Genomic DNA, 22,277 nt, shown 5'->3' on the forward strand with positions numbered 1-22,277 from the left:
GGAATTCCCCCTCAAGATATTCGCTCAGATCATCCGGGGCCAAGGAGAGGGTTCATCCTCAAACCATCTTGCGAGGAGTGGCGGTTAACATGCGCTTGCACCCCGACGAGCGACGGAGGGGCACCTGCGGCGCCCCTCCGTCGCTCACGGGTGAAGCGCGCGTTAGCAGGACGATGACGCAGTCGCAGACCGGTCGAAGCGAACCTCATGACAGGTCAAGGAAGTCCTTATGAACGTGAACGAAGTTGCGTCTATCCTGGGCGTTTCTAAGGAACAGGCGATTCTCGCGATCGAGGAAGGTGTCGAGACTCCTCGAACGCGAACGCGCGTTCGTCTCCCCGCGGTCGAGCTCCCTCACGGATTCGATATCGCCCAAGAGCACCTTGAGGCTTTCATTGCGACCTTTGAACAAGAAGAGCCCGGCCGTCACCCGCCCATCGGGGTCAGGCGCGCACTTTTGCTGGAATCAGGCTACAAGTGTGCTGTATGTCTTGATAGTGCCCCATTGGAGTTTCACCACATCCTTGAGTGGGCGAAGCTCCAGCACCACGATCCCGAGCACATGCTCACCGTTTGTGCAAACTGCCACAGCAAGATCACCCGCTACAGCTCGCCTGACGTGGTCGCACAGAAGCAGATAAAGGGGAAGCTTCGGGCACGACGTGAGGGCGAGGCGTCCCTTATTGTCGTGCAGTCGACCCCCGCAACGTCGACGCCGCTTAATGCGACATCCAAGGATCCCGAGCCAAGGACCGACACCGCTGCGTGGTCGGACTTCTCGTTCGACGACGCTCCTGAGCCGGAGCTGGTTCAAGCCGTCGCCATTACGCCAAACGCGGCTTCCCCTCAGTTTGAACCACTTATGCGCCAGATCTTCTCTCGTGAGATAACTTATTCTGGCCCGAACTCGGAAGAGCTTGAATGGCTCGGTGCCCTCCTCTTCGCCAAGATTCCACGAGTCGATGTATCCGAACATTGCATCACGCTTCTGAGGGTCGTGCGCACCATAACCCAGATACAGCACATACTTTATCCCGAAGCCCACGGGACGGACTGGATAGACGTCGACCGCCTGAAGGAAGCCACAGCGAATGTTCTTGCAGAGGGGGACGCTGACCTCAGCAGGCTGAGCGACTTCACCGACTCAGCAATTTCTGCTGTGAGAAGTCGAATGTTTCTCCAGTTCAGGGATGTCGATCGATGGCATCCTGGGATGGCGAGCGGATCGGGGTGGGTTGAAGAAGCCGCATTGTCGTTGATTGGAAGCAAGATACTGAAGAAGACAGACCCTCCGGAATCGAAGACGTGAAGCGTGAAGAACGAGCCTGCTAACGTGCAGTTGCATTCGATGGACGCCATCGCAGCGCACGGCGCTCTCCGGTCGCCGTGCTTGCTCAGGACGCCAACGGTTGCACTGCACGTTAGACCGCTCTGTATGTGCCGGCCTGATGCATGGGTGGAGCGGGTATGACTAGCACGTCACGCGCGACCGGAACGCCTGAAGAGCACGCTGTCTTCGCTGAATTTTGCGACGCTACGGATCTTGTGCAAAGTGACTTCCGCTTCCTCGATGCACCAGATTTTGTACGCCCGGACATGTCCCTGGGAGTTGAACTTGTCTCGTATCATCGCGATCTTCACGAGAGTTCCTCCCGCTCGAGTGGCTCGGCACGTCGCGCTCGAGAGGCGCGACTTGACCAGCTGCTGTCGCAGGCGAAGGACTGCATCAGCGCCCGAGGTCTGCCTCGCGTTGATGTGTACGTCTTTCCGGACCGCGGCGACTCCGGCCGCATTCCGCAGGGACTTGTTGGTGACCTGGTGGATCTTGTGGCGCGGGGGGCAGCCGAGACGCCAGCGGATAACCTTCCCGGATCCCTGCGCGATGTGCTCAGCCACGTCATGGTCGCGCCGACGCCAGATTACCAAACGGAATCCATCTGGCAAGCTGTCGTGGCCGACTACCTTGAGGTCGAAGAGTCCGCGGTCCAGGCAATTCTTGACGCCAAGGAGCTCCTACTGCCTGCGTATCGCGCTCGCGTCCGGAGTATTTGGCTTCTAGTCCATGGTTCTCGAAGACCTTCCGTCGGTCTGCCAGGACATGGTCGATGGTCAACCCACGGCCAGCTGACCAGGGCCGTTCTCGAGCATCCCTTCCGCAGCTCGTTTGATGGTGTTTACTATCTCGATCGAGACTTGGGTCGATGCGATCGTCTCCGGATCATCCGCAACACGCAGGCGGTCTAACTCCGGTTCGCAGCAGACGCGGCCCTCGCGTTTGCTCGGCCGGCGCAGCTGAACCTGGTAGCCAGCGCGATGCGCCGGAGCTCCGCGTGTGGCCGGCGTCGTGCGTGGGGCGCGTCAATTAGTTCGAGCAGGCGGACGGCCGAGATTGGGGTCGAGCAGGCGAGCCTTGTCCCGTGCCTGATGCGTGCTCGGCGTTACCTTCGAGTGAACCGACCCCGCTCGTGGGAGAGGACTGGCATCGGTGCGGGCTCGCCCCCGTCGCCGGACGCCGCGGGCACGGCGAGCAGCCGGCCGATCGCCTCGTGGACGACACCAGCCGCAACGTGATCCCCGAGGACGACGGCGCGGCTGAGGGCGCTGGCGAGCGAGGCGACCACGGCAGCGCGCGGCGACGGGTCGGTCGGCGCGAGCTCTCCGATCCCGAGGCTCGCGAGCTGGGCCCACGTTGGGTCCATGCCTTCCGAACGGGTGCGATCCGTCGTCACCCCCCTCCCAAATCCCGGGGGATCCAACAGATCGCGACGGTTCACCACCGCAAATTCGTCCTTGGGCGACGTCGCTGGTGCAGAGGAGTGGACGACGGAAGGTGCAACGATCTCAACAGTTTCATGGGACAGGGACGTCTGGGTCCTCATTCCGTTGTGGCCCAGCGCGGGCCCAACCGGCCGCCTTCGGATGCTTCAGCGTCCACCTCGGCGAGGGCGGCAGCGTCGCCCCGGGCCAGCGCCTGGCGGGGCGACCCGGAGGCGAGGGTAAGAGCGAAGCGCGGTTCTCCGGCACACTCACGTACAAGCTGCTGAGATGAGGCGCGCGACCCGGGCCGGGTCGCGACTCCCCAGGTAGCTGAGCCCAGGCAGTGTCAGTGTCGCGCGGCCGGCTCAGTCCAGCGGATCTCCGTCCTCGTCCATCGCGACGGCGAAGGGCCCCTCGTTCGGCCCGGCCGGCATCACCCACCGGCCGGCCACGGCGTCGGGCGGGACGCCGGCGAGCTCCGCGATGCGCTCCTGCCAGTGCTCGGACGCCTCGGTCGCGCAGCGAATCACGGTGGACGCCGTCTTTCCCGCCGCCGGCTCGGCCTCCAGCGCCACGGCGACCTCTGCCGCGAGCGCCGCGTCCGCCTCGACGATCACGGCGTCCGGATCGGACCGGCGGATCAGATCCGCGACGCGCGCGGCCTCCGACGAGCCGAGCACGTACGTCCCCACCTGCGCGCGCTGCGCTTCCACGAGCCGGCCCAGCGCGTCCTTGCCCCCCTCGCCCAGCGAGGCCAGATCGAGCGGCACCGCCCGCGTGCGGGCCGAGAGCCCCGCCTCGGCGAGCGCTTCGGCGACGGCGCGCTCGTCCACGATCTCGCCTCCAAGCACGGCGACATCGCCGAAGCGGTGCCGACGGACCACCTCCCTCGCGGCCAGCGAGGCGCCCTGTATGCGTCCTGTAGACCCCATCCTCGCGTGGTGCGCGCCGTCGCCGTAGATTCGCGACGCGATGCGAGAGCAAGAGCGGTCTGCGACGAAGGGTGGCTGGGCCCAGCAGCGAGCGGAGGAAACGGCGGTCGACGCCGAGGTCGCCGCCCGCGTGCACGTCGCCCGCAGGCGCGCGGCGGCGAAGCCGCGTGCCGCCGATGCCGCTGCCGGGCCCGAGTCGTCGACGAGGCGCCGGAAGCCATGCGTCGACCGCGCGAGCATCGAAGAGGCGGCACCAGCACCCCAAAGCCGGCGAGCGACGCGCCCGGCGGGCGGCAAGGCGGCGTCCATGCCCGCGGCAGTGGACGGCGACGCAGAGCAGCGATCAGCTGGGCGTCGCGGCTGGCGCCCGGGGCCACGGACTGGCCGCGAGCCGCTGCCGAGCGTCGGCGTTCTCGAGGGTCTGCTTCCAGGACTTGGGAGCGAGCTCGATGACCCGCTCGGGGGGCCAGGTTGGCAACAGGATCAACACGTCGCGCAAGTAGGCCCACGGCTCGATGCCGTGCAGCGCACAGGAGGCGATGAGCGACACGATGGTGGCGTTCCACTCGGCGCCGTCCTTGCTGCCCACGAAGAGCCAGTTCTTCCTGCCCACGGCTTCACGACGGAGCTCAAGCTCGCTCCGATTGTTATCCAAGCGAAGCCGCCCATCCTCGAGGAAGCGAGTGAGTGCGGTCCATTGGTTGAGCGCGTAGCCGATGGCCCCGGCGATGGGGCTCCGCGGCAGGACGAGCAGATCCTCTGTCTCAAGCCAGACGCGGAAGGCCACGAGCACGGGCTCGGCATCGATCCGGCGCTGCTCGGTTCGACGGCTCGGAGGCAGCTCCTTGGTCTCCTTGTCGATCGCGTAGAGCTTGCGAATGAAGCCGATGGCTACCGTCGCGCGGTCCCGGTCGGAGGTCATCGCTTCGAAGAACTTCCGCCGGCAATGGGCCCAGCAACCGACCTCGGTCACCTGCTCGGTGCGGTAGAGCTGCTCGTAGACATTCGAGGCGTCGGCCTGGACATAGCCCTTGTAGCCGCGAAGGAACGCCTTCGGGCCATCCTGGTTGTGATGGGGCGTGAATCGGAACAGGACGTGCTCTCGGTCCGCCACCAGGACCCAGAAGTGGCCCCGCCGGCACTTGTCCTTTGCTTGCACGAGCACGCCGGTGGCATCGATGGCGATGCAGTGCGCGTTCAGGGCATCGTTGGTCATCGCCCCGACGAGGATCGCGAGCTTATTGGCGCACGATTCGACCCAGCCGCACAGCGTCGAGCGCGAGAGGTGAAGGCCCCAGCGCTCGAAGATCTTCTCCAGCCGGTGGAGCGGCAAGTGATCCGCGTACTTGCTCACCAGCACGTGCGCGAGCAAACCCGGACCGGCGAGACAGCGCGGGATCGGGCTGTCGGGGACGTCGGCGATCGTGATGCCCTGCTCGGGCTCCCCTTTGACCGCGAACTTCGGCCTCACGATCTGCAGCCGCACGAAGCTCGCGGGCCGCCACTCCAGCGTCTCCGATATCTCCTCGCCGACGCGGACAAGCGCGGTCGCGCGCTCATCGTGCGCCTCCGGCGGCAACAGCTCGATCCGCTCGACAGGCAGATGCTCGGGCAGGCGTTGCCGTCCGTGCGGGCGGACCTGGCGCCCCTTGTCCCCGCCTCCGGAGGAGCCGTTCGGCGCCGCGCCATCGCGGCCGTCCGGCGAGCTGGTCGCGCCCGCGTCCGGCTGCGCACCGGCGCCCGCGAGCAGCTGCACGATCGCGTCGAAGGCGAGCTGCATCTGCCCGGGGTCGACGTGCTCGGCCTTCTGGCCGAAGATGTGCCGGCGAAGCCGCTCCAGCTCGATGCTGGCGAGCTCGTAGAGCTTGCGGTACTCGTCCCGCTCGTGGGCAGCGCGCGCGAGCTTGTCCTTGAGCTCACGAATCTGCTCCTCGATCGGCTTGCTCACGGCGCGGTAAGTACTCGTGAGCTCCTGCTTTTTGAAGGGGTTTGTTGAGAAAAATTACTGCCTCTCACGGGAATGCATCCATGGGTGCTACCCGCGAGAAGGCAGAGCTATCAGGTAGGATCAGGGGGCTGGAGGCGAGGCAGTCTCGGCGAGCCGGACCTCTCGCCGCAACTTCGAAGGCGAAAGCGCGATGCCTTCAAGGATCTTCGCGAGCTCGGCGGCGTCGATGAGGACGCTTGTGGCTCCCGGAGTGACGGCACGCGGGGCTCGGAATGCCCCGCGCTCAAGCCTTTTGTAAAGTAGACAGTACCCGCTGCGGTCCCACCAAAGGGCCTTGCAGCGGTCGGCTGCCCGGTTGAAGAAGAGAAACAGCGCTCCGGAGAGCGGGTCTTGTCGTAGCACCTCGCGCACAACGGCAGCGAGACCATCGAACGAGCGGCGCAAGTCGAGCGGCTCGGTGGCAACGTAGATCGAGACGCGGCCAGGGATCATCGCGCCCCCCCGAGCGCACGAACAACGCGCGCTAGCATCACCTCATCGAACGACGGCGGGACGCGGACGACCGCTCCGTCCGGCAAGACGATCTCCAGCGGTGCGCTCGAGGAGGGCGCCGTCGCCTCCGGGGAGGCTACCACCACCGGGAGGAATGAAGGCAGCTTCGCCGCGTCCGAGCGGTGCCGGTACTCGCTCCGCTTCATCCCCAGTCGGCGGCTCCAGGAGTAGAGCGTACCTGGGTTGACCCCCTCCTTCTCCGCGAACACGCGGGCTGAGTGCCCGCTCTTATGCCAGCGCGCCACTCGGTCGCGCCAGGTGCGTGTGCTCTCGTTCATCGACACCTCCGGCTCGGGGTTTTACGCAGCGCCGGTGCTCCAGGACAGCATGGTGGTCGCCGAACGGATACGGCGCCCTCATGGAGCGCGATCCCCGCCCGCGCGCACCCGATCCGCACGACCGGGAGCGCCGCGCGCGACGCCGCCGCGCTGGCCAGGAGCACCGCGGAGATGCCGTATCCCCGTACCAGGTCGAGGCACAGGAGCACGAGGCGGGCCGCCGACACCCGCGACAGCGTGGCGTAGGGGGCGTGGCGCGTGTCGGAGAGGTGGATGATCCGGTGCCCCTGCACGAGCGACGCGATCTGCGACGGAAGGCGCGCGGCGGCGCCGCGCTCGTCGAGAATAACGAGGGTTCGCTGGCTGGATGAGCTCATGATTGGCGGGGGGCGAAATTTAGCAGGTGGAGCAGACCGTTCGGAAGGCGGCCGATCGAGTAGGTGGCACGATTCACGCACGCGCGCTGGGCTGGCTGCCCTGACTTGGACTCCAGCCCTTCGAGCGTCTCCCTGGGCGTGTAGGAGCCCGAGTGCACCTGTCCCGGCGCGAGGGAGCGGAGGGCCGCGTCGTCGCGGGTCATGATGTCCCGCAGCGACCGCAGCGCCTGGTTGCGCGAACGGAAGACCCGCTCGTGGGGGAGGGCTGCCATCGGTGCGGGCTCGCCCCCGTCGCCGGACGCCGCGGGCACGACGAGCAGCCGGCCGATCGCCTCGTGGACGATACGAGCCGCGACGTGATCCTCGAGGGCGACGGCGCGGCTGAGGGCGCTGGCGAGCGAGGCGACTACGGCGGCGCGCGCCGGCCGACCCGTCGTCTCGGGCCGCCGTGGTCGCCTCGCTCTCCGAGACGCTTGCCAGGGCCGCGGCCTCTGCCGTCGAAGCTGGGTAGAAGGTTGTAGCTACCCCCGCCATCCCAACCTGGGTGGGCACGCTCAACCTGGGTCGGCACGCTCAACCTGGGTCGCTCAACCTGGGTCGGCGCGCTCAACCTGCGCGCTCAACCTGGGTCAGGTCACTCAGGGCCGGGCTCCACCGCAGTCGCCCGGGCAATTGCAGTCGTTCTCACCCGCGCCGCAGGCGCCGTCGCCGCACCTCGCGCAGAGGTGCGCGTCGGGCGCCGTGGTCACGCACGCACCGTCGACGCGCTCCATGCGCGCGATGGGCGTCAGATCCGGGCAGCAGGTCGTGAACGACTTGCCCGACGCCATCCCTCCCTCGCCCGAGCAGCGCGACGCAAGCGCCGCGCACGAGCCGTCGGCTTGCTGGACATACCCGGGCAAGCAGTCGCACTGCGGCCGCCGGGGGCGCAGCACCGGCACCGTGCCGGCCGGACCTCTCGGCCCGAGCTGAACGGCGGTCGCCGCCGAAGACCGCGCCGGCGCGGCGCCGTCCGGGCTCGCCGGCGGCGGGGGATTGGCCCCCTCCGGGCCCGTCGGCCCCGCGGGAGGCGTGGCGATCTTGCCGTCGGGCGTCTGGGACTCGACCGGGATCCAGTCGACGATCTGGCCGTCCGGCGTGACCGTGGTGGCCACGACGTGCTGGCGGGGAGGCCGCGGCGTTCCCCCCGGCGCGCAGGGGTTGTCCGCGCCCGGGCGAGGGGGCCCCGCCGGCTCGGGCTCCCCAGCGGCGCAGCCCGTGGCGAGGAGCAGCAGGGGGCACAGGACCAGAGCAAGCTCTTTCATGGACATGGAAACACGGTAGCCCGCGGGATCTTACGGCGCCGCGCCGCCTGCACCGACGGACACCGTGGCGGAGCGGCCGGCGCCGCGCGGGTGCCTCGGAGGTGACGCAGCGGCGGGGGTGTTGTAGCCGCAACGATCGCTGTGCCGCGCTGTGGACCTGGCCTTGGCTTGCTGATCGCGGGCGCCCTCGCGGGCGCGTGCGCTGCCGCGCCGGACGCGCCCGCGCGGCCGAGAGGCGAGGTCGAGGCGCCGGCTTTCAGCGCGCTGCCTGGGGCCGCGGGGGCGGCGCGGGTGCCCATGCCGAGGCCGGCGCGGGCGCGGCTCGGGGCGGCGGTGAGCGCGAACCGGGCCTGCGAGGGGTGCCACGAGGAGGTGGCGCGGGAGTGGCGCGCGTCGCTCCACCACCGGGCGAACACCGAGCCGGCCTACCGGCGGGCGTTCGCGATCGAGCCGATGCCGTTCTGCCGGGCTTGCCACGCCCCCGAGGCGAGGCCGGAGGAGCCAGAGCCGGAGGCGCTCGGGGCGCTCGGGGTGGGGTGCGTGACCTGCCACGTGACGAGCGACGGCGAGGGCGAGCTCGCGGGGCAGGCGGTGGCGCCGGTGCTCGCAGCGCCGTGGGCGGGGAGCGGGGCGCCGCCGGCGGCGCCGCACGCGGTGATCCGGGACGCGCGGTTCGGGGGCGCGGACGCGTGCGCGGCCTGCCACGAGTTCGCGTTCCCCACGGCGCGGGGGCGGTCGGCCGCGGAGCTGATGCAGTCGACCCTCACCGAGCACCGCGCGTCGCCGGCCGCGGACCAGCCCTGCGCGGCGTGCCACATGCCGCGCGGGCCGGGGGGGCGGCGCGGCCACGGGTTCGCAGGATCGCGGGACGAGGCGCTCGTGCGGAGCGCCGTGGCGGTGACGGCGCGGCGGCGCTCGGCGACGCGCGTGGCGGTGACGCTCGCGCCCGCGAACGCCGGGCACGCGTTCCCGACGGGGGATCTGTTCCGGAGGCTCGAGGTGTCGGCCGAGGCGCTCGGGCCCGACGAGCTGGTGCTGGGGCAGGACGAGCGCTACCTGACGCGGCACTTCGTCCTGCGGCCCGGGACGATCGGGCGGAAGCTCGTGGCCGACGATCGGGTGCACGCGGAGCCCGTGACGGTGGAGCTCGACGTCGGGGCCGCCGGCGAGGGACGGACGATCGCGTGGCAGGTGGCCTACCAGCGGGTGGCACACCCGAGCGGGGTGGACCTGCGCGAGGCGGAGATCGAGGGCGAGATCCGGGTGGCGTCGGGGAGGCTCGCGCCGTGAGCGGACGAAGGAGGAGCGATGATCGGGCGAAGGGCGTGGTGGGGGCTGGGCGGGCTCGTGATGGCGATGGCAGGGTGCGGACCGGCGCCGGCGCCGCGGGCAGCGGACGGGCCGCGCGCGGAGGCCGCAGCAGAGGGGCCAGGCGCGTCGGGTACGGCAGGCGCGGCAGGCGCGTCGAGCACCGTGGGCGCGGCGGGCGGGGTAAAGGCGGACGAGGCGACGACGCCGGCGCCGCCGCCGAGGTCGGCGTTCACGCCGGTGGCGCAGGTCCCGGCGGAGATCGATCTGCGGCTGCACGCGGTGGAGGGCGCGCTGCTCGTGTCGACCACCCATCTGATGACGCCCGAGGGGGAGCAGGTCGCCTCCGCCGTCGGCGTGCTGAAGGATGGGAAGATCGAGTTCCCGAAGCGGCTGCACGTGCCGGGGTGGTGGGTGGCCGTGATCGGCGTCCACGGGCGCTATCCTGACCAGCTCGACCTGATCGCGACGGGCACCACGGGCCGCACCGGCATCGCCGAGCACTACGTGCTGGGGGCGCAGGGCTGGGTGCAGCGGGTGAGCGACCAGGGGCTGTCGTTCACCGGGGTGGCGAGGATGGGCAGCTCGCTCGTGGGGCTGGCGGGGCCGACGATGATGGGGGTCCCGAAGTTCATCACGCTGCGCGGGCCCAGGGTGGGGCTGACGATCACGCCGGCGCCCAAGAAGAGGCCATGCCGCGGGTGGGAAGCGCCGCTGCCTTACCCGGAGACCGAGGTCCGCCCGCGGGCCTTCGGGGCGACGCGCGATGGGACCGCGCTGAGCTACGGGGAGGACTGCAGCGGCGAGGGCGCCCTGGAGGTATGGAAGCCGGGCGAAAAGCGCGCGACCCTCCTGCCGGTCCCGGCGCGGTTCGAGGGGCAGCTCCCCGACGATGCGCGCACGCTGATCCTGCCGGGCCCCGGCGCGGACGAGGCGTGGATCGTGGACGGGGTCGTGCTCCGCTACAAGGACGGGGAGCCGAGGCCGATCGACCCGCCGGCGAAGGGCGCGCACGTGCTCACGGCGTCGGCGGCGCCGGACGGGACGCTGTGGGTGATCGCGGACGGGGCGCTGTTCGCGCGCAAGGGCGAGGCCTGGGAGCAGGCGCCGCTGCCCGACGGGGTGAAGGCCCAGGACGTTGTCGTGGGGAGCGACGGGGCGGTGTGGGTGGCGGCCGGCGGGGCGATCCTGAAGCACGGCGGCGCCAGCGAGGCCGCGGGCGCGGCGCCGGGGCCCCTCCAGCTCCAGAAGGGGCCGCCGCCGAAACCCAAGGCGAACCGGCCCTTCCCCAGGCCCGGCGGGCCGACGTGCCCGCAGAACCTCGTTGTGCTCTACACGTTCAGCAAGACGGCGCCGGACGACTACGACTTCCCGCTGACGCGCAAGGCGCTCAAAGGACGCACGGAGTTCTCGCCGGCGCGCTTCGTCGTGACGCGCGACAGGGGGCAGCGCTTCTTCGCCGCGTTCGTGCCGAGCTGGGATCTCGCGAAGAAGCTGCAGGAACGGATCAAGACCGACGTGCAGGGCTCGACGCCGCAGATCGTGTGCGCCGAGCCGGAGGTGGTGCGGGATCTGAAGCTGGATCTGAAGACGGGAGAGGTCGCGAAGTGAAGACGGGGCGGCGGTGGGCGGGATCGTAGGTGACACCGCGGGCGACCTCGAGGCGCGCGAGCAACGATGGCGTTGGAGGACGCCATGGCGGGGGCGGGCCCGGCGAGAGGCGCTGGAGCAGGCGCGGGCGCTGAGGTCGGCCCGGGTGCGGACTTCGCCGCAGGCACGGGGGTCGGCACGAGCGCAGGCGCCGGCGCGAGGCGGGTCTCGCGGGGAGCGAGCTCTGGGATGCACCCGTGATCGCGGAGGTCCCCCCGGCGTCTGCGGCTCCGGGCGATGCGCGAAGTACGACGGCGCGCCGACCACGGCCATGCTCAGATCCGCGCCGCACGGGATCGCGATCATGTCCTGCGGCACGGCCTCCGCGAGCCGCACGCCCGCGTCGAAGCCCTCGGCGGGGGTGACCCGACCCGACCCAGGTTGGGGTGGGGTGGGGTGGCCTGGTGCGTAGCACCGGGTAGATACGCGACTGGACGCACTGCGGCGCGCGCTCAGCGCGGCCGATCCGCGTCCGCAGCCTGCGCCGCGACGAACGCCGCGGGGCACGGCGTGAAGACGCCGTCCACCCCGAGGTCGCGCAGGCGCGCCAGGTCCTCGACGTGCTCCACCACCCAGACCCACACCCGCTCTCCGCGCGCGTGCGCCCGCCGCAGCCCGCGCCGGCTCAGCACCGGCCGTGCGCCATGGAACTCCGGGATCATCAAGACGCCGCCGGTGCACGGCGCCAGCGCGTCGAGTCGCACGCGCTCCAGCAAGACGCGCAGCAGCACCTCGCGCGACGTGCCGGCGAACAACCAGCCTGGCTGCGCGCTCCGGATCGCGTCCACCACGCGCGGCGTCTCGCTCGCGATCACCACGCGCGACGCCGCGTCGTGGCGCGCCACGAGCGCCGCCACGTCCGCCGCAATCCGCGGCTGCGTCGCGTGGATGTCGAGCACGAACCGGTGCCGCGGGAAGCTGGCCAGCACGTCGTCGACCGTGGGGATGCGTACGCCGCGCTCGCGGTGCGGATGCTGCCCCCGCGCTTCGAACGCGAAACCCGCGTCGAGCCGGGCGAGCGCGGGATACGGCAGCTCGGCGACGCGCCCGCGCGCGCCCGTCGTGCGCCAGGTATCTTCGTCGTGGTGCGCGACGAGCACGCCGTCCGCCGTCCGCCGGACATCGAGCTCGATCACGACGTCGCCCGGGAGCGACGCGGCATGCTGGAACGCCTCGAGCGTGTTCTCGGGCCGCTCGGCGGCGCCACCGCGGTACGCGATGATCCGAAATCCATCCGAGAGCAGCGGGTGGCGGTGGCTCGACATGCGCGCACCGTAAGGCCCATCGCCTGGGGCGCGCATTCACTTCGGATAAGATCGTGCGCGCTTGTCGGGCTGGCCCTGCGCTGATAGCTACGTCGCCCGTGCAGGGCTCCTTCGCTGCGGTCCGCGAGTTTCTGGCTGGCTACGCACGCATCCCCGAAGAGGAGATCCGCCATTTTCTCGGCCTGACTCGGCTGGTGCGCTTCGAGCGCGGCGAGTTCATGACCCGCGCCGGGGAGCGGCCGCGCGAGTTCGGCCTGGTGCGGAGCGGCCTGATTCGAAAGTTTTACGTCACCTCGCGGGGGCGCGACGTGACGCGCGGCTTCGCCGCGGCCGGCGAGCTCGTGGGCGCGTATGCCGCCTTGCTCGGCCGCTGCGCGTCGCAGCTCAGCGTGCAGGCGCTCGAGGACTCGAGCGTGCTCGTCGCCGACTTCGAGGCCTTCGAACGCATGTACGACCGGCATCCGAGCTGGAACACGCTGGGGCGGCGCGTCGCCGAGGCCCTCTTCGTCGAGCGCGAGCAGCGCGCCGCGGAGCTGCTCACGCTCAGCGCCGAGCAGCGCTACGAAGCGCTGCTCGCCCGCAATTCCGCGCTCGTCGAACGCGTCCCACAGTACCAGATCGCGTCGTACCTGGGCATCACGCCCGTCTCCCTGAGCCGCATCCGCGCGCGGCGCGCGGCGCCGAAGCGCGTGACGTGATCCCGGGCGACCCGCCCTGGGCTACCGTTGTCGTTCCGCGGCGGGCGGCGAAACCGGCCGCCTGCGTGGCCACCCGACCTGGAGTCGCTGCGCGCTCGCCGCCAGGGACACGGAAACGAATCGCAGGGACACGATAAGGGCCGCAGGGGACACGATGAGGGCCGCAGGGGACACGGGACACAGGCGGCGCGCTACGCGCAGCAGCAGGGGCTCACGACGGCGACACTGGCGCTGTTCGTGCCATCGGACGACGACGGGGTGCTCGCCGCGCTGTCAGGGGACGAGGTGCTCTCGGGGCTGAAGGTGACGACGGTTGCGATCGGGTGGGACTGAGCGGAGGAGAAGCCGCGACCGGGCGGCGGGGCCGACCGGGCGAGCGAAGCTTGCACGCGCAACCCGGGTCGGGCGGCACGGAATATCACATTCGGCAAACGCCTCGTTGACCGAGCGTGGCCAAGCGTCGCAGAATGATCTCCATGCGTGGTGGAACTGCGAACGGCGAGCACATTGACGCACTAATCGTAACAGCTGTAAGGGAAGAATGCGATGCGGTGCGGGACGTCGACACCGGTGCTGTCGCGGGCAGCGCGTGGGAGGAGCGCGAGACTTCGACGGGTCTCGAGCTCTTCGTGCGCAGCTTCGGGGTGGAGAGTGGCGTCCTTCAGATCGCAGTGACGCGGGCCTTCGGCATGGGCAGGGAGCAAGCAGTGATGGCAGCAGCCCCGCTGCTCGAACGACACCCCACAATTCGTTGCCTCGCCATGTGCGGAGTCTGCGCCGGTCGCCGTGACGACGTCGCACTCGGCGACGTGATCATTGCCGATAGGACGTGGCCTTACGATGAGGGGAAACGCAAGGTCGTGATCGATGATCATGGAAATCGCATCGAGCGCTTCCTTGGAGACATGGACCTCTATCGAATTCATCCGCCCGAGTGGAAGCACCGGGCAGAGCGCTTCATACCTGATCCTGGAGCGCCCTGGCTCGCACGGCCGACTAGCTACGAGGACCAGGGTAACTGGCTCCTCGAACGGCTCGCCCGGGGCGAGAACCCCATCTTGCATCATGACCGGAAGACAAAGTGCCCCAATTACGAGTCGGTCGTGAAGCAACTCTGGAAGCTAAAGTGGCTCGCCGATGGGGAGCTGACGCTTACCGAGGCGGGGCAGAAGCACATCCGGCGCCTGATGACCCTTCAACCCGACGGGCTGCGCGATGCCGGCCCCTTCAAGGTTGTGGTCGGCCCGGTCGCATCAGGTGCCCCCGTGGTGGAGGATCCGACGATCTTCGAGCGACTCGTGACCGAATCGGCCATGCGCAAGGTCATCGGTCTGGAAATGGAGACATCCGCTATCCTCGCGCTCGCATACCTCAAGCAACTGCCTTTCGCCATCGTCATGAAGGGTGTGATGGACCACGCTGACGTCTTCAAGAGTGACAATATGAAGACGTTTGCCGCCCGTGCTTCAGCCGAGTGCCTGATCGCGTTTCTCCGCGAGAACCTTCCACCACACGCCGCGAAAGAACCTCTTGATAACCTCCTGGTCCCGGGTACGTCGGAGCCGCCCGAAGAGGCGAGCCCCGCCGCGCTGCTAAACGCTCGCCACGAGGTCGTGCCCTTCTTCGGCCGCACTGAACTGCTCCAGGAGATCCATTCCTGGTGCGATAATCCGGCCTCCGTGCGTGCACGCCTTTTCTACGGCCCCGGCGGCATGGGCAAGACAAGGCTCTTCATCGAGGCGTGCGCTCGGCTGCGACGCGAGGGGTGGCGAGCGGGCTTCGTTCCAGGAGATGTTGACAGGGGGCAGCTTGAAGCGCTCATAGCCACCGAACGTCCCACGCTCGCGGTCATCGACTATGCCGAGAGCCGCCCGGACCTGCGCGACCTCCTCGCACCTGCGGCGCATCTGCGTGCCGGAAAGGGTTGGGGTCGGCTGCGCTTGGTGCTCCTCGCGCGCAACAGCGGCGACTGGTGGACGTTCCTGCAGGGTTCTGATGCCCAGGTGGGAACGCTGCTCGGCGATCATGCACCGCGAGAGCTGTTACCCGTGGTTGCCAAGGGTCACGCGCGTGCGGTGGCCTTCCAGGAGGCGGCCGTGAGGTTCGCGCGCATCTTGGGGAAACCCGTTCCACTAGCGACGCCGTCGCTCGACGACCGGCGCTACGATCGGGTGCTCTACGTGCACATGGCAGCGCTCGCAACAGTGGAGGGATGGCAGTTCACCCCCGATACATTGATAGGCAGCATGCTCGATCATGAGCAGCGCTTCTGGAGTTCACGCTTCCCGCACGGTGAGTTCTTCGACGCGCAGCGGTTCACCGAGCGGATGCGACGCGCCGTGGCCGCGCTTACGTTACGCGGCGGAACGTCGAGCCGCGACGCGGCGGCGATGCTGGTGGGCCGGACAATGGGGGAGCGCGACGAGAGGATCATCAACCGGTATGTCCTGTTCCTGCACGCCCTCTACCCTGGGCAACGCGACGCCTCCGGCGGAAGAGTCTACCTAGGCGGGCTTGAGCCTGACCTGCTGGGCGAGGCCATGGTCCACCGGACCCTCTCGCTGGAGGACGGCAACGCGAGCACATACCTCGACCGCGTGTTCGATCGCGTTAACGAGGACGCGCTCCGGACTGCATTCTCCGTGCTTGGTCTCTTGTCGGAGAATCACCCTGAAGACGCGGATCCGTGGCTCGCGCACTTGCTAGGGCGCGACGTGGCGAGCCGGTCATTGCCAGCTTTCGCGGCAGCCAAGGCGATCGGGGAGCGCACAGCGCATGCGCGGCTCGGGACAGTGCTCGCGAGGGCGCTCGAGCGGGAGGGGACGGTCGAGCTCGCAGCGCAAATGCAGAAGGCAGGACTGCCAGAGCGCACGGTGTCCCTCCGCGAGGTGGTGCTGTGGGCTGAAAACAAGTTATTGGAGTACCCGCCGGAAGGATCTGATCTGGACATATTGGCCGAGCGAGCACGCTTGCTGAACAATCTGGGTGAGAGGCTGAGCGCGCTTGGACAGCGGGAAGCGGCGCTCACCTCCACCCTAGCGGCTGTCGCGCACTATCGCACGCTAGTGGAGCAGCGGCCCGATGCCTTCCTGCCCGTCCTAGCCATTAGCCTTAACAATCTAGGAAATCGGCAGAGCGAACTAGGGCAGCGCGAAGCGGCGCTCGCTTCCACCCAAGAGGCCGTCGGCATCCGCCGCAGGCTGGCCATACAACTGCCCGATGCCTTTCTGCCCGACTTAGCCGCTAGTCTTAATAACCTGGGCGGTAGGCAGAGCGATTTAGGGCAGCCGGAAGCGGCGCTCGCTTCCACCCAAGAGGCCGTCGACATCCGCCGCAGGCTGGCCAAGCAGCGGCCCGATGCCTTCCTGCCCGACCTCGCCGGTAGCCTTAGCAATCTCGGCATATTTCAGCGCGAGGTAGGACGGCGAGAAGCGGCGCTCGCCCTCACTCAAGAGGCTGTCGCCATCTGCCGGACGCTGGCCGAGCAGCAGCCCGATGCGTTCCTGCCCGACCTCGCCATGAGCCTCAACAACTTGGGCATCACGCAGAGTGAACTGGGACAGCGGGGAGCAGCGCTCGCTTCGATCCATGAAGCCGTCGATATTCGCCGCAAGTTGACCGAGCAGCGGCCCGATGCGTTCATGCCTGATCTCGCCATGAGCCTCAACAACCTTGGAAATCAGCAGTGCGAGTTGGGACAGCAGGAAGCGGCGCTTGCTTCCACCCAAGAATCCGTCAATATCAGACGCAGGTTGGTCAAGCATCACCCCGATGCGTTCATGCCTGACCTCGCCGGTAGCCTGAGCAGTTTGAGCGTGAGGCAGAGCGCGATGGGGCAGCGCAAAGCGGCGCTATACTCCATCCAGGAGGCTGTCGTCATCCACCGGGAGTTGGCCGAGCAGCGGCCCGACGCGTTCATGCCTGACCTCGCCATGGGCCTCACCAACTTGGGCAATCGGCAGAGCGCGGTGGGGCAGTGCGAAGCGGCGCTCGCTTCCACCCAGGAGGCTGTCGCCATCCACCGGAGGCTGGCCGAGCAGCAGCCCGATGCGTTCCTGCCCGACCTCGCCATGAGCCTCAACAACTTGGGCATCACGCAGAGTGAACTGGGACAGCGGGGAGCAGCGCTCGCTTCGATCCATGAAGCCGTCGATATTCGCCGCAAGTTGACCGAGCAGCGGCCCGATGCGTTCCTGCCGAACGTTGCCATAAGCCTCGACAACCTCGGCGGGCTGCAGAGCGAGCTGGAGCAGCACGAAGCGGCGTTATCGTCCGTCCAGGAAGCACTCGACGTGATCTGGCCCTTCTTTCTCGCCTTGCCTCCTGCCTTTGGGGGTGTCACCTCCAGCATTCTTCACAAGTTGAGCCAACTCCTGGAGATGCTTGACCAGCCGGCCTCACCCGAGTTGCTTAAGCGCATCGAGTTGTTTCAGAGCAAGTCCCCGAAGTGACTCTCGACGCCCCCCGGCGGAGCGTGACTTCTCGCTCCGATCAGGTTCAGTGGAGCGTCGAGAGCGGCACGGCTGACCGCTCCACCAGGACCGCCATCGGTTCGTCATCGAGATCGTGCGCCGCCAGGATGCGGCCTCCGGCGGCAGCCTCGACAGCGCGTCCAGGAGCGCCGCTCGTAGCTGCTCGGCGGTGCCTCCTGTTCGCTATTGCGTGTGCGCCTTGCGCGGCCGGCCGCGCTTGGTTTGATCAAGAGTTGCACGACGGAGGAGTGCGCCGGGTGCGACATCGAGCGCGCTTGCTACTGCCGTGGGCGTACACAAGCTGATTTTGTCTCAACTTCACTCTATTTTCTGAATGAAGTACAGATCCAGGTCGGCAGCCTCTCGGAAGCGCATCTTGGGTCACGTCGTGTCGCCCCTCACGGGCCGGAGCCGCTTCGAGCTTCCTCGGCCCCCTCCGGCGCCGCCGCCGGCTGAACCCTGAAGTGGCCGAGCACGGTCCAGGCGTCGAGCGCGTCGTCCTCGCTCGGCCTCGGGCCGATGTTGTGGAGGACGAGCGGGAGGCCGCGCGGGCCCTTGCGATCGCTGACGATGCCGACGTGATCCGGCGCGCACGCAGGGCACCGCTTGAGGGCCCAGACCACGATATCGCCAGGCTTCCATGTGCTCACCGCGGCCTCGTCGAACGTCCTCGGGAGCGGCGTGGCGTGGGCGCGCAGGTAGGTGAGCATCGGCCCGACGCGGCGATGATCGATGTTGCGATCGGGGCGCTCGACGGTCGTGTAGGCGGCGCGGCGCGCGAGGACGTCCTCGTGGATCATCTTCTGGAGATCGACGCCCGTGGCGCGGACGGCGCGGATGACGACATCGGTGCAGACGCCGCGATCGGGGGCCGGATCGCCGCCCGGGTAGCCGATGGCGACCCAGGCGGGATCGTAGGTGACGCCGCGGGCGACCTCGAGGCGCGCGCGGGCAACGATGGCGTTGGAGGACGCCGCGGCGGGGGCGGGCCCGGCGAGGGGCGCTGGAGCAGACGCAGGCGCGGAGGTCGGGCCGGGCGCGGACTTCGCCGCGGGCACGGGGGTCGGCACGGGCGCAGGCGCAGGGGCCGGCGCGACGCGGATCTCGCGGGGAGCGAGCTCTGGCGAGCTACAGGCCAGGAGGGGGACGGCGGCGACGAATGCCCAGAAGCGTGAGCTCATGACCCCTCCTCGGCCGAGGAGGACGATCTGTGACATGGCAGCGCGCGACGCGGCCCCCCGCTGCCGTCTTCCGGCAGGGCCGCGCGAGCGGGTAGGATGGGCGTCGATGCTGGCCTTTCTCAGGAGGCGGCGGCGCGCCGCCGTCCGCCGCGCGCCCTTTCCGCCTGCGTGGCGCGCGATCCTCGACCGGAACGTGCCCTGCTTCGGCCGCCTCCCGGCCGAGGACCAGGAGGAGCTCCTCGGGCATATCCAGGTCTTCCTGGCCGAGAAGCCGTTCGAGGGGTGCGGCGGCCTGGAGATCACCGACGAGATCCGGGTCACGGTGGCAGCGCAGGCGTGCCTCCTCCTCCTGCACCGCGAGACCGACTACTACCCCGAGCTCGAGGTCATCCTCGTCTACCCGAGCACCTACGTGGCCCGCGGCCGGGAGGTGCGGGACGGGGGCGTCGTCGTCGAGGGCGGCCGCGCGCGGCTCGGGGAGTCGTGGTCGCGCGGCGCGGTCGTGCTCGCGTGGGACGGCGTCCTCGCGGGCGCGGCGGACGTGAGCGACGGTCACAACCTCGTGCTCCACGAGTTCGCGCACCAGCTCGACCAGGAGGAAGGCCCCGCCGACGGCGCGCCCGAGCTGCCCGAGCGCTCGATGTACGCCGCGTGGGCGCGCATCCTCGGCCGCGAGTACGAGCGCCTCCTCCGCGACGAGGCGAGCCTCAAGCGCACGGTCATCGACCCGTACGGCGCGACGAACCCGGCCGAGTTCTTCGCCGTCGTCACAGAGGCCTTCTTCGAGAAGCCACGCAAGCTCAGGGCGAAGCACCCGGAGCTCTACGATCAGCTGAAGGCGTTCTATCGGCAGGACCCGGCCGGACGATAGCGCGCCGAGCGCCGCCGCCTTCACCACCCCGCGCGCGCGCCGAGCGCCCGTGCGCCGCCCGTCGTGGTATCTCCCTGCCCCCTCGATGGCTCGAAAGCGCAAATCCAAGTCCCGCAAGCGCAACGCGCCCCCCGCGCCTGCCCCGGCGTCCCCCGCGTCGCCTGCCTCCGCCGCGCCGCCCGCGAAGCGCGTGCGCTCCTTCCGCCTTCGCCTCAACCTCACCGCCCTCGAGCTCGCCTCCGGCCACGACGGCCTCCTCCGCGGCGCGCCCGAGCCTGTCCTCCTCGTCGCCGCATACCTCCTCTTCCCCCCTGACCCGGGCGCCCCGGCCCGCCTCACGGCCCCTCGCCCGCTCGGCCGCACCCTCGTCCGTTTCAGCGCGCCGCAGGGCCGCTTCCCCGTCGTGCTCACCCTCCGCGCTCCCATCTCGTTCAAGGCCCGCGCTCGCGCCCGCGAGGACGACCGTGTCCTCCTCCTCGCCCTCGCCGTCGAGGAGGACACAGGCAAGGAGGTCGAGCGGCTCTATGCCCACCTCGCCGACGCAAAGCACCTTCGCCTCTGGGACCTCGACGCCCCCGTCCCTTCCCCGTCGACCCTGGCCGAGCTCATCGCCGCGCCGTACCTGCGCGACCACGCGGCGCCCGTCCGCGTCGGCGTGCTCGACGACCGCGGAGATCTCCGCGACACGTGCCGCGCCGACGACTTCGTCGGCGCCTGCGCGGCCGTCGTCTCGACGGCGCGCCACGAGGACGCGCTCCGCTTCCACTTCGTCTCCGAAGGCGGCCGCAACGACTGGACCGCCGTGACCACCGTCAGCGTCGACTGAGGCCCTGCCGCCCGGCGCCGCGCGTCAGCGGAACACGCATCGACGCCGACAGCGCACCTGGACCGCCCAGCCGCGCGACCGGGGCGCCGGGGGAACCTCGAGGTCACGCCGCGCGACGAGCTGCGCCGGGGAGGTCGGGCGCCTGCGGCTTCAGCAGGCGGGCCAACGTCTTCACGGTGAACTCGCGGCTGAAGAAGCGAAGGAGAAACGTGGAGAAGTTGTTCCCTGCGCCGTGGAGGACCGAGGCGCGGCCGGCCACGAAGGCCGCGAGGCCGAGGCGCACAACGTCCTCGGGCCGCGCCCTCTTGCTGGTCCCCGGGACCTCGCCCGAGCGCTGGAAGAACGGCGTCTCGGTCGCGCCAGGGCACAAGGCGAGGACGCGCACGCCGCGCGGGCGGTACTCGGCCCAGAGCGCCTCGCTGAAGGAGAGGACGAACGCCTTCGTCGCCGCGTAGACCGCGAAGTACGGGATCGGCTGGAAGGCCGCCATCGACGCCACCTGGATGACGCCCCCCTGACGCCGCTCGACCATGGGCATGAAGAGATGCGTGAGCTCGACGAGCGCGCCGACGTTGAGATCGATCTGCTCGCGTTGCGTCGCCAGGGCGAGGCCGTCGAAGGCGCCGTGGACGCCGAAGCCGGCGTTGTTGACGAGGACATCGACGTCGAGCCCCTTGGCCCTGACGGCGTCGAAGACGCGCTGCGCGGCGCCCGGAGCGGTGAGATCCGCGGCGATGACATGCGCCTTGCCGAGCTCCGAGGCCAGCGCGGCGAGCTTCTCTTCGCCGCGAGCGACGAGGACCAGGGTCGCCCCGCGCCGCGACAGCTCGCGGGCGAACGCCTCGCCGATGCCCATCGAGGCGCCCGTGATGAGCACCGTCTTGCCCGTGAAATCAAAAGCATTCATGCCTGGAAGATGGCCTCCAGCGCGCTTGTCGACAACGGACATCAGTGGTAATCCGATTTCCACGGATGCAAAACGCCGGCCCTCCGCTCTGGGACGATCTCCGCGTGCTCCTCGCGCTGCACCGCCATCGCAGCTTCCTCGCCGCGGGCAGGGCGCTCGGGGTCTCGACCTCCACGGCGGCGCGGCGCATCGACGCGCTGGAAGCGGCGCTCGGACGGCCGCTGGTGCGCCGGGGCAACGGGGGGACGTCGGTCGAGCCCGACGCGCTCGATCTCGTGGCGCTCGCCGAGCAAATGGAGAGCGGGATACACGCGATCCGCCGTGACAAAGGGGAGGAGGCGCTCTCCGGGACCGTGCGTGTGTCGCTGAGCGATGAGATCGTGCGGCCCGTCACGCAGCTCCTCTGCGAGCTCCGGCGGCTGGTTCCGGCGCTGCAGCTCGAGATCCTCTCCGAGACGCGGCTCGTCGACCTCGCGCGGCGCGAGGCGGACATCGCGATGCGCTCGAGCAAATCGTCGTCTCCCGTGGTCGTCCATCGCGCGGTCGGACGGGCTTCGTTCGGGCTCTACGCCGCGCCGAGCTACGTCGAGCGGAGGCTGCGGGGCGGGCGGCTGAGGACGGCGGAGTTCGAGCGCCACGATTTCGTCGGTTACGAAGGGATGATGGGGCCGACGACGAAGATGACGTGGCTCGCGGCTCACGGGGCGAAGCGCTTCGTCCTGCGGTCGAACTCGCACCACGCGCTCCTCGAAGCGGCGCTGCAGGGCCAGGGGATCGCGCTCATGTCCGAGACCGCGGTGCGCTCGATGGGGCTCGTGCGGATCGAGGTCGACGCGGAGCTGCCGTCGCTGCCCATCTACATCGCCTACCATCGAGAGCTGCGGAAGGTGCCGCGCGTGCGCCTCGTGCTCGACACGCTTGACGCGGCGGTGCGCGACGCGCTTCGCTAGC

The 22,277-nt window shown here is 69.4% G+C and carries 20 protein-coding genes; 9 read left to right on the forward strand and 11 right to left on the reverse strand.

Annotated elements, in window-relative coordinates:
- Window positions 1-229 precede the first annotated feature (229 nt).
- Window positions 230-1,309, forward strand: a complete 1,080-nt coding sequence (locus WMF28_RS33460; RefSeq protein ID WP_437597529.1) for an HNH endonuclease — start codon at window positions 230-232, stop codon at window positions 1,307-1,309.
- A 158-nt stretch (window positions 1,310-1,467) separates the two neighbouring features.
- Window positions 1,468-2,244, forward strand: coding sequence for a hypothetical protein (locus WMF28_RS33465; protein WP_437597530.1), 777 nt, complete (start codon window positions 1,468-1,470; stop codon window positions 2,242-2,244).
- A 194-nt stretch (window positions 2,245-2,438) separates the two neighbouring features.
- On the opposite strand, the gene WMF28_RS33470 is transcribed toward WMF28_RS33465, so the two are convergent.
- From WMF28_RS33470 to WMF28_RS33505, 8 genes are all read right to left on the reverse strand, one after another.
- Window positions 2,439-2,699, reverse strand: a complete 261-nt coding sequence (locus WMF28_RS33470; RefSeq protein ID WP_437597531.1) for a hypothetical protein — start codon at window positions 2,697-2,699, stop codon at window positions 2,439-2,441.
- A gap of 423 nt (window positions 2,700-3,122) precedes the next feature.
- Entirely contained in the window at window positions 3,123-3,590 is a 468-nt protein-coding gene (locus tag WMF28_RS33475; RefSeq protein WP_437597533.1) for a hypothetical protein, read from the reverse strand.
- Between the two features lie 442 nt (window positions 3,591-4,032).
- Window positions 4,033-5,637 (reverse strand): IS66 family transposase, encoded by a 1,605-nt coding sequence (gene tnpC / locus WMF28_RS33480; protein ID WP_437596409.1) that lies wholly within the window; start codon window positions 5,635-5,637, stop codon window positions 4,033-4,035.
- 120 nt (window positions 5,638-5,757) lie between these two features.
- Window positions 5,758-6,129, reverse strand: coding sequence for an IS66 family insertion sequence element accessory protein TnpB (gene tnpB, locus WMF28_RS33485; RefSeq protein WP_437596410.1), 372 nt, complete (start codon window positions 6,127-6,129; stop codon window positions 5,758-5,760).
- Window positions 6,126-6,467, reverse strand: a complete 342-nt coding sequence (gene tnpA / locus WMF28_RS33490) for an IS66 family insertion sequence element accessory protein TnpA (protein WP_437596411.1) — start codon at window positions 6,465-6,467, stop codon at window positions 6,126-6,128. Before tnpA ends, tnpB begins: the two co-directional genes overlap by 4 nt.
- Window positions 6,464-6,844, reverse strand: coding sequence for a hypothetical protein (locus WMF28_RS33495; RefSeq protein WP_437597534.1), 381 nt, complete (start codon window positions 6,842-6,844; stop codon window positions 6,464-6,466). Before WMF28_RS33495 ends, tnpA begins: the two co-directional genes overlap by 4 nt.
- Window positions 6,841-7,116: a hypothetical protein gene (locus WMF28_RS33500; RefSeq protein WP_437597536.1), complete on the reverse strand. Its 276-nt coding sequence runs from the start codon at window positions 7,114-7,116 to the stop codon at window positions 6,841-6,843. Before WMF28_RS33500 ends, WMF28_RS33495 begins: the two co-directional genes overlap by 4 nt.
- A gap of 366 nt (window positions 7,117-7,482) precedes the next feature.
- Window positions 7,483-8,154, reverse strand: a complete 672-nt coding sequence (locus WMF28_RS33505; protein WP_437597537.1) for a hypothetical protein — start codon at window positions 8,152-8,154, stop codon at window positions 7,483-7,485.
- A 162-nt stretch (window positions 8,155-8,316) separates the two neighbouring features.
- Here WMF28_RS33505 and WMF28_RS33510 point away from each other — a divergent pair, with 162 nt between their 5' ends.
- Together WMF28_RS33510 and WMF28_RS33515 are read left to right on the forward strand one after the other, a co-directional pair.
- Window positions 8,317-9,438 (forward strand): multiheme c-type cytochrome, encoded by a 1,122-nt coding sequence (locus WMF28_RS33510; RefSeq protein WP_437597538.1) that lies wholly within the window; start codon window positions 8,317-8,319, stop codon window positions 9,436-9,438.
- Window positions 9,439-9,456: 18 nt separating this feature from the next.
- Window positions 9,457-11,067: a hypothetical protein gene (locus tag WMF28_RS33515; RefSeq protein WP_437597539.1), complete on the forward strand. Its 1,611-nt coding sequence runs from the start codon at window positions 9,457-9,459 to the stop codon at window positions 11,065-11,067.
- A gap of 491 nt (window positions 11,068-11,558) precedes the next feature.
- On the opposite strand, the gene WMF28_RS33520 is transcribed toward WMF28_RS33515, so the two are convergent.
- Window positions 11,559-12,371 carry a glycerophosphodiester phosphodiesterase family protein gene (locus WMF28_RS33520; RefSeq protein ID WP_437597540.1) on the reverse strand — a complete coding sequence of 271 codons (813 nt, stop codon included), beginning with the start codon at window positions 12,369-12,371 and terminating at the stop codon, window positions 11,559-11,561.
- 98 nt (window positions 12,372-12,469) lie between these two features.
- On the opposite strand from WMF28_RS33520, the gene WMF28_RS33525 reads away from it, so the two are divergent.
- On the forward strand, window positions 12,470-13,069 hold the full coding sequence (locus WMF28_RS33525) for a Crp/Fnr family transcriptional regulator (protein WP_437597541.1): 600 nt from the start codon (window positions 12,470-12,472) through the stop codon (window positions 13,067-13,069).
- Window positions 13,070-13,620: 551 nt separating this feature from the next.
- Window positions 13,621-17,520, forward strand: a complete 3,900-nt coding sequence (locus WMF28_RS33530) for a tetratricopeptide repeat protein (protein ID WP_437597542.1) — start codon at window positions 13,621-13,623, stop codon at window positions 17,518-17,520.
- A 419-nt stretch (window positions 17,521-17,939) separates the two neighbouring features.
- On the opposite strand, the gene WMF28_RS33535 is transcribed toward WMF28_RS33530, so the two are convergent.
- A complete protein-coding gene (locus WMF28_RS33535) occupies window positions 17,940-18,722 on the reverse strand; it encodes a DUF1287 domain-containing protein (RefSeq protein WP_437597543.1) in 783 nt (260 codons plus the stop codon).
- 106 nt (window positions 18,723-18,828) lie between these two features.
- On the opposite strand from WMF28_RS33535, the gene WMF28_RS33540 reads away from it, so the two are divergent.
- Together WMF28_RS33540 and WMF28_RS33545 are read left to right on the forward strand one after the other, a co-directional pair.
- Window positions 18,829-19,593, forward strand: a complete 765-nt coding sequence (locus WMF28_RS33540) for a zinc-dependent peptidase (RefSeq protein ID WP_437597545.1) — start codon at window positions 18,829-18,831, stop codon at window positions 19,591-19,593.
- A gap of 85 nt (window positions 19,594-19,678) precedes the next feature.
- Window positions 19,679-20,419: a hypothetical protein gene (locus WMF28_RS33545; protein WP_437597546.1), complete on the forward strand. Its 741-nt coding sequence runs from the start codon at window positions 19,679-19,681 to the stop codon at window positions 20,417-20,419.
- A 103-nt stretch (window positions 20,420-20,522) separates the two neighbouring features.
- Here WMF28_RS33545 and WMF28_RS33550 read toward each other — a convergent pair whose 3' ends face one another.
- A complete protein-coding gene (locus WMF28_RS33550) occupies window positions 20,523-21,326 on the reverse strand; it encodes an SDR family NAD(P)-dependent oxidoreductase (protein ID WP_437597547.1) in 804 nt (267 codons plus the stop codon).
- Between the two features lie 65 nt (window positions 21,327-21,391).
- Here WMF28_RS33550 and WMF28_RS33555 point away from each other — a divergent pair, with 65 nt between their 5' ends.
- Window positions 21,392-22,276: a LysR family transcriptional regulator gene (locus WMF28_RS33555; RefSeq protein ID WP_437597548.1), complete on the forward strand. Its 885-nt coding sequence runs from the start codon at window positions 21,392-21,394 to the stop codon at window positions 22,274-22,276.
- Window position 22,277: the final 1 nt, after the last annotated feature.

Origin of the sequence: Sorangium sp. So ce590 (assembly GCF_051521365.1) — a bacterium.
Taxonomy (GTDB): domain Bacteria; phylum Myxococcota_A; class Polyangia; order Polyangiales; family Polyangiaceae; genus Sorangium.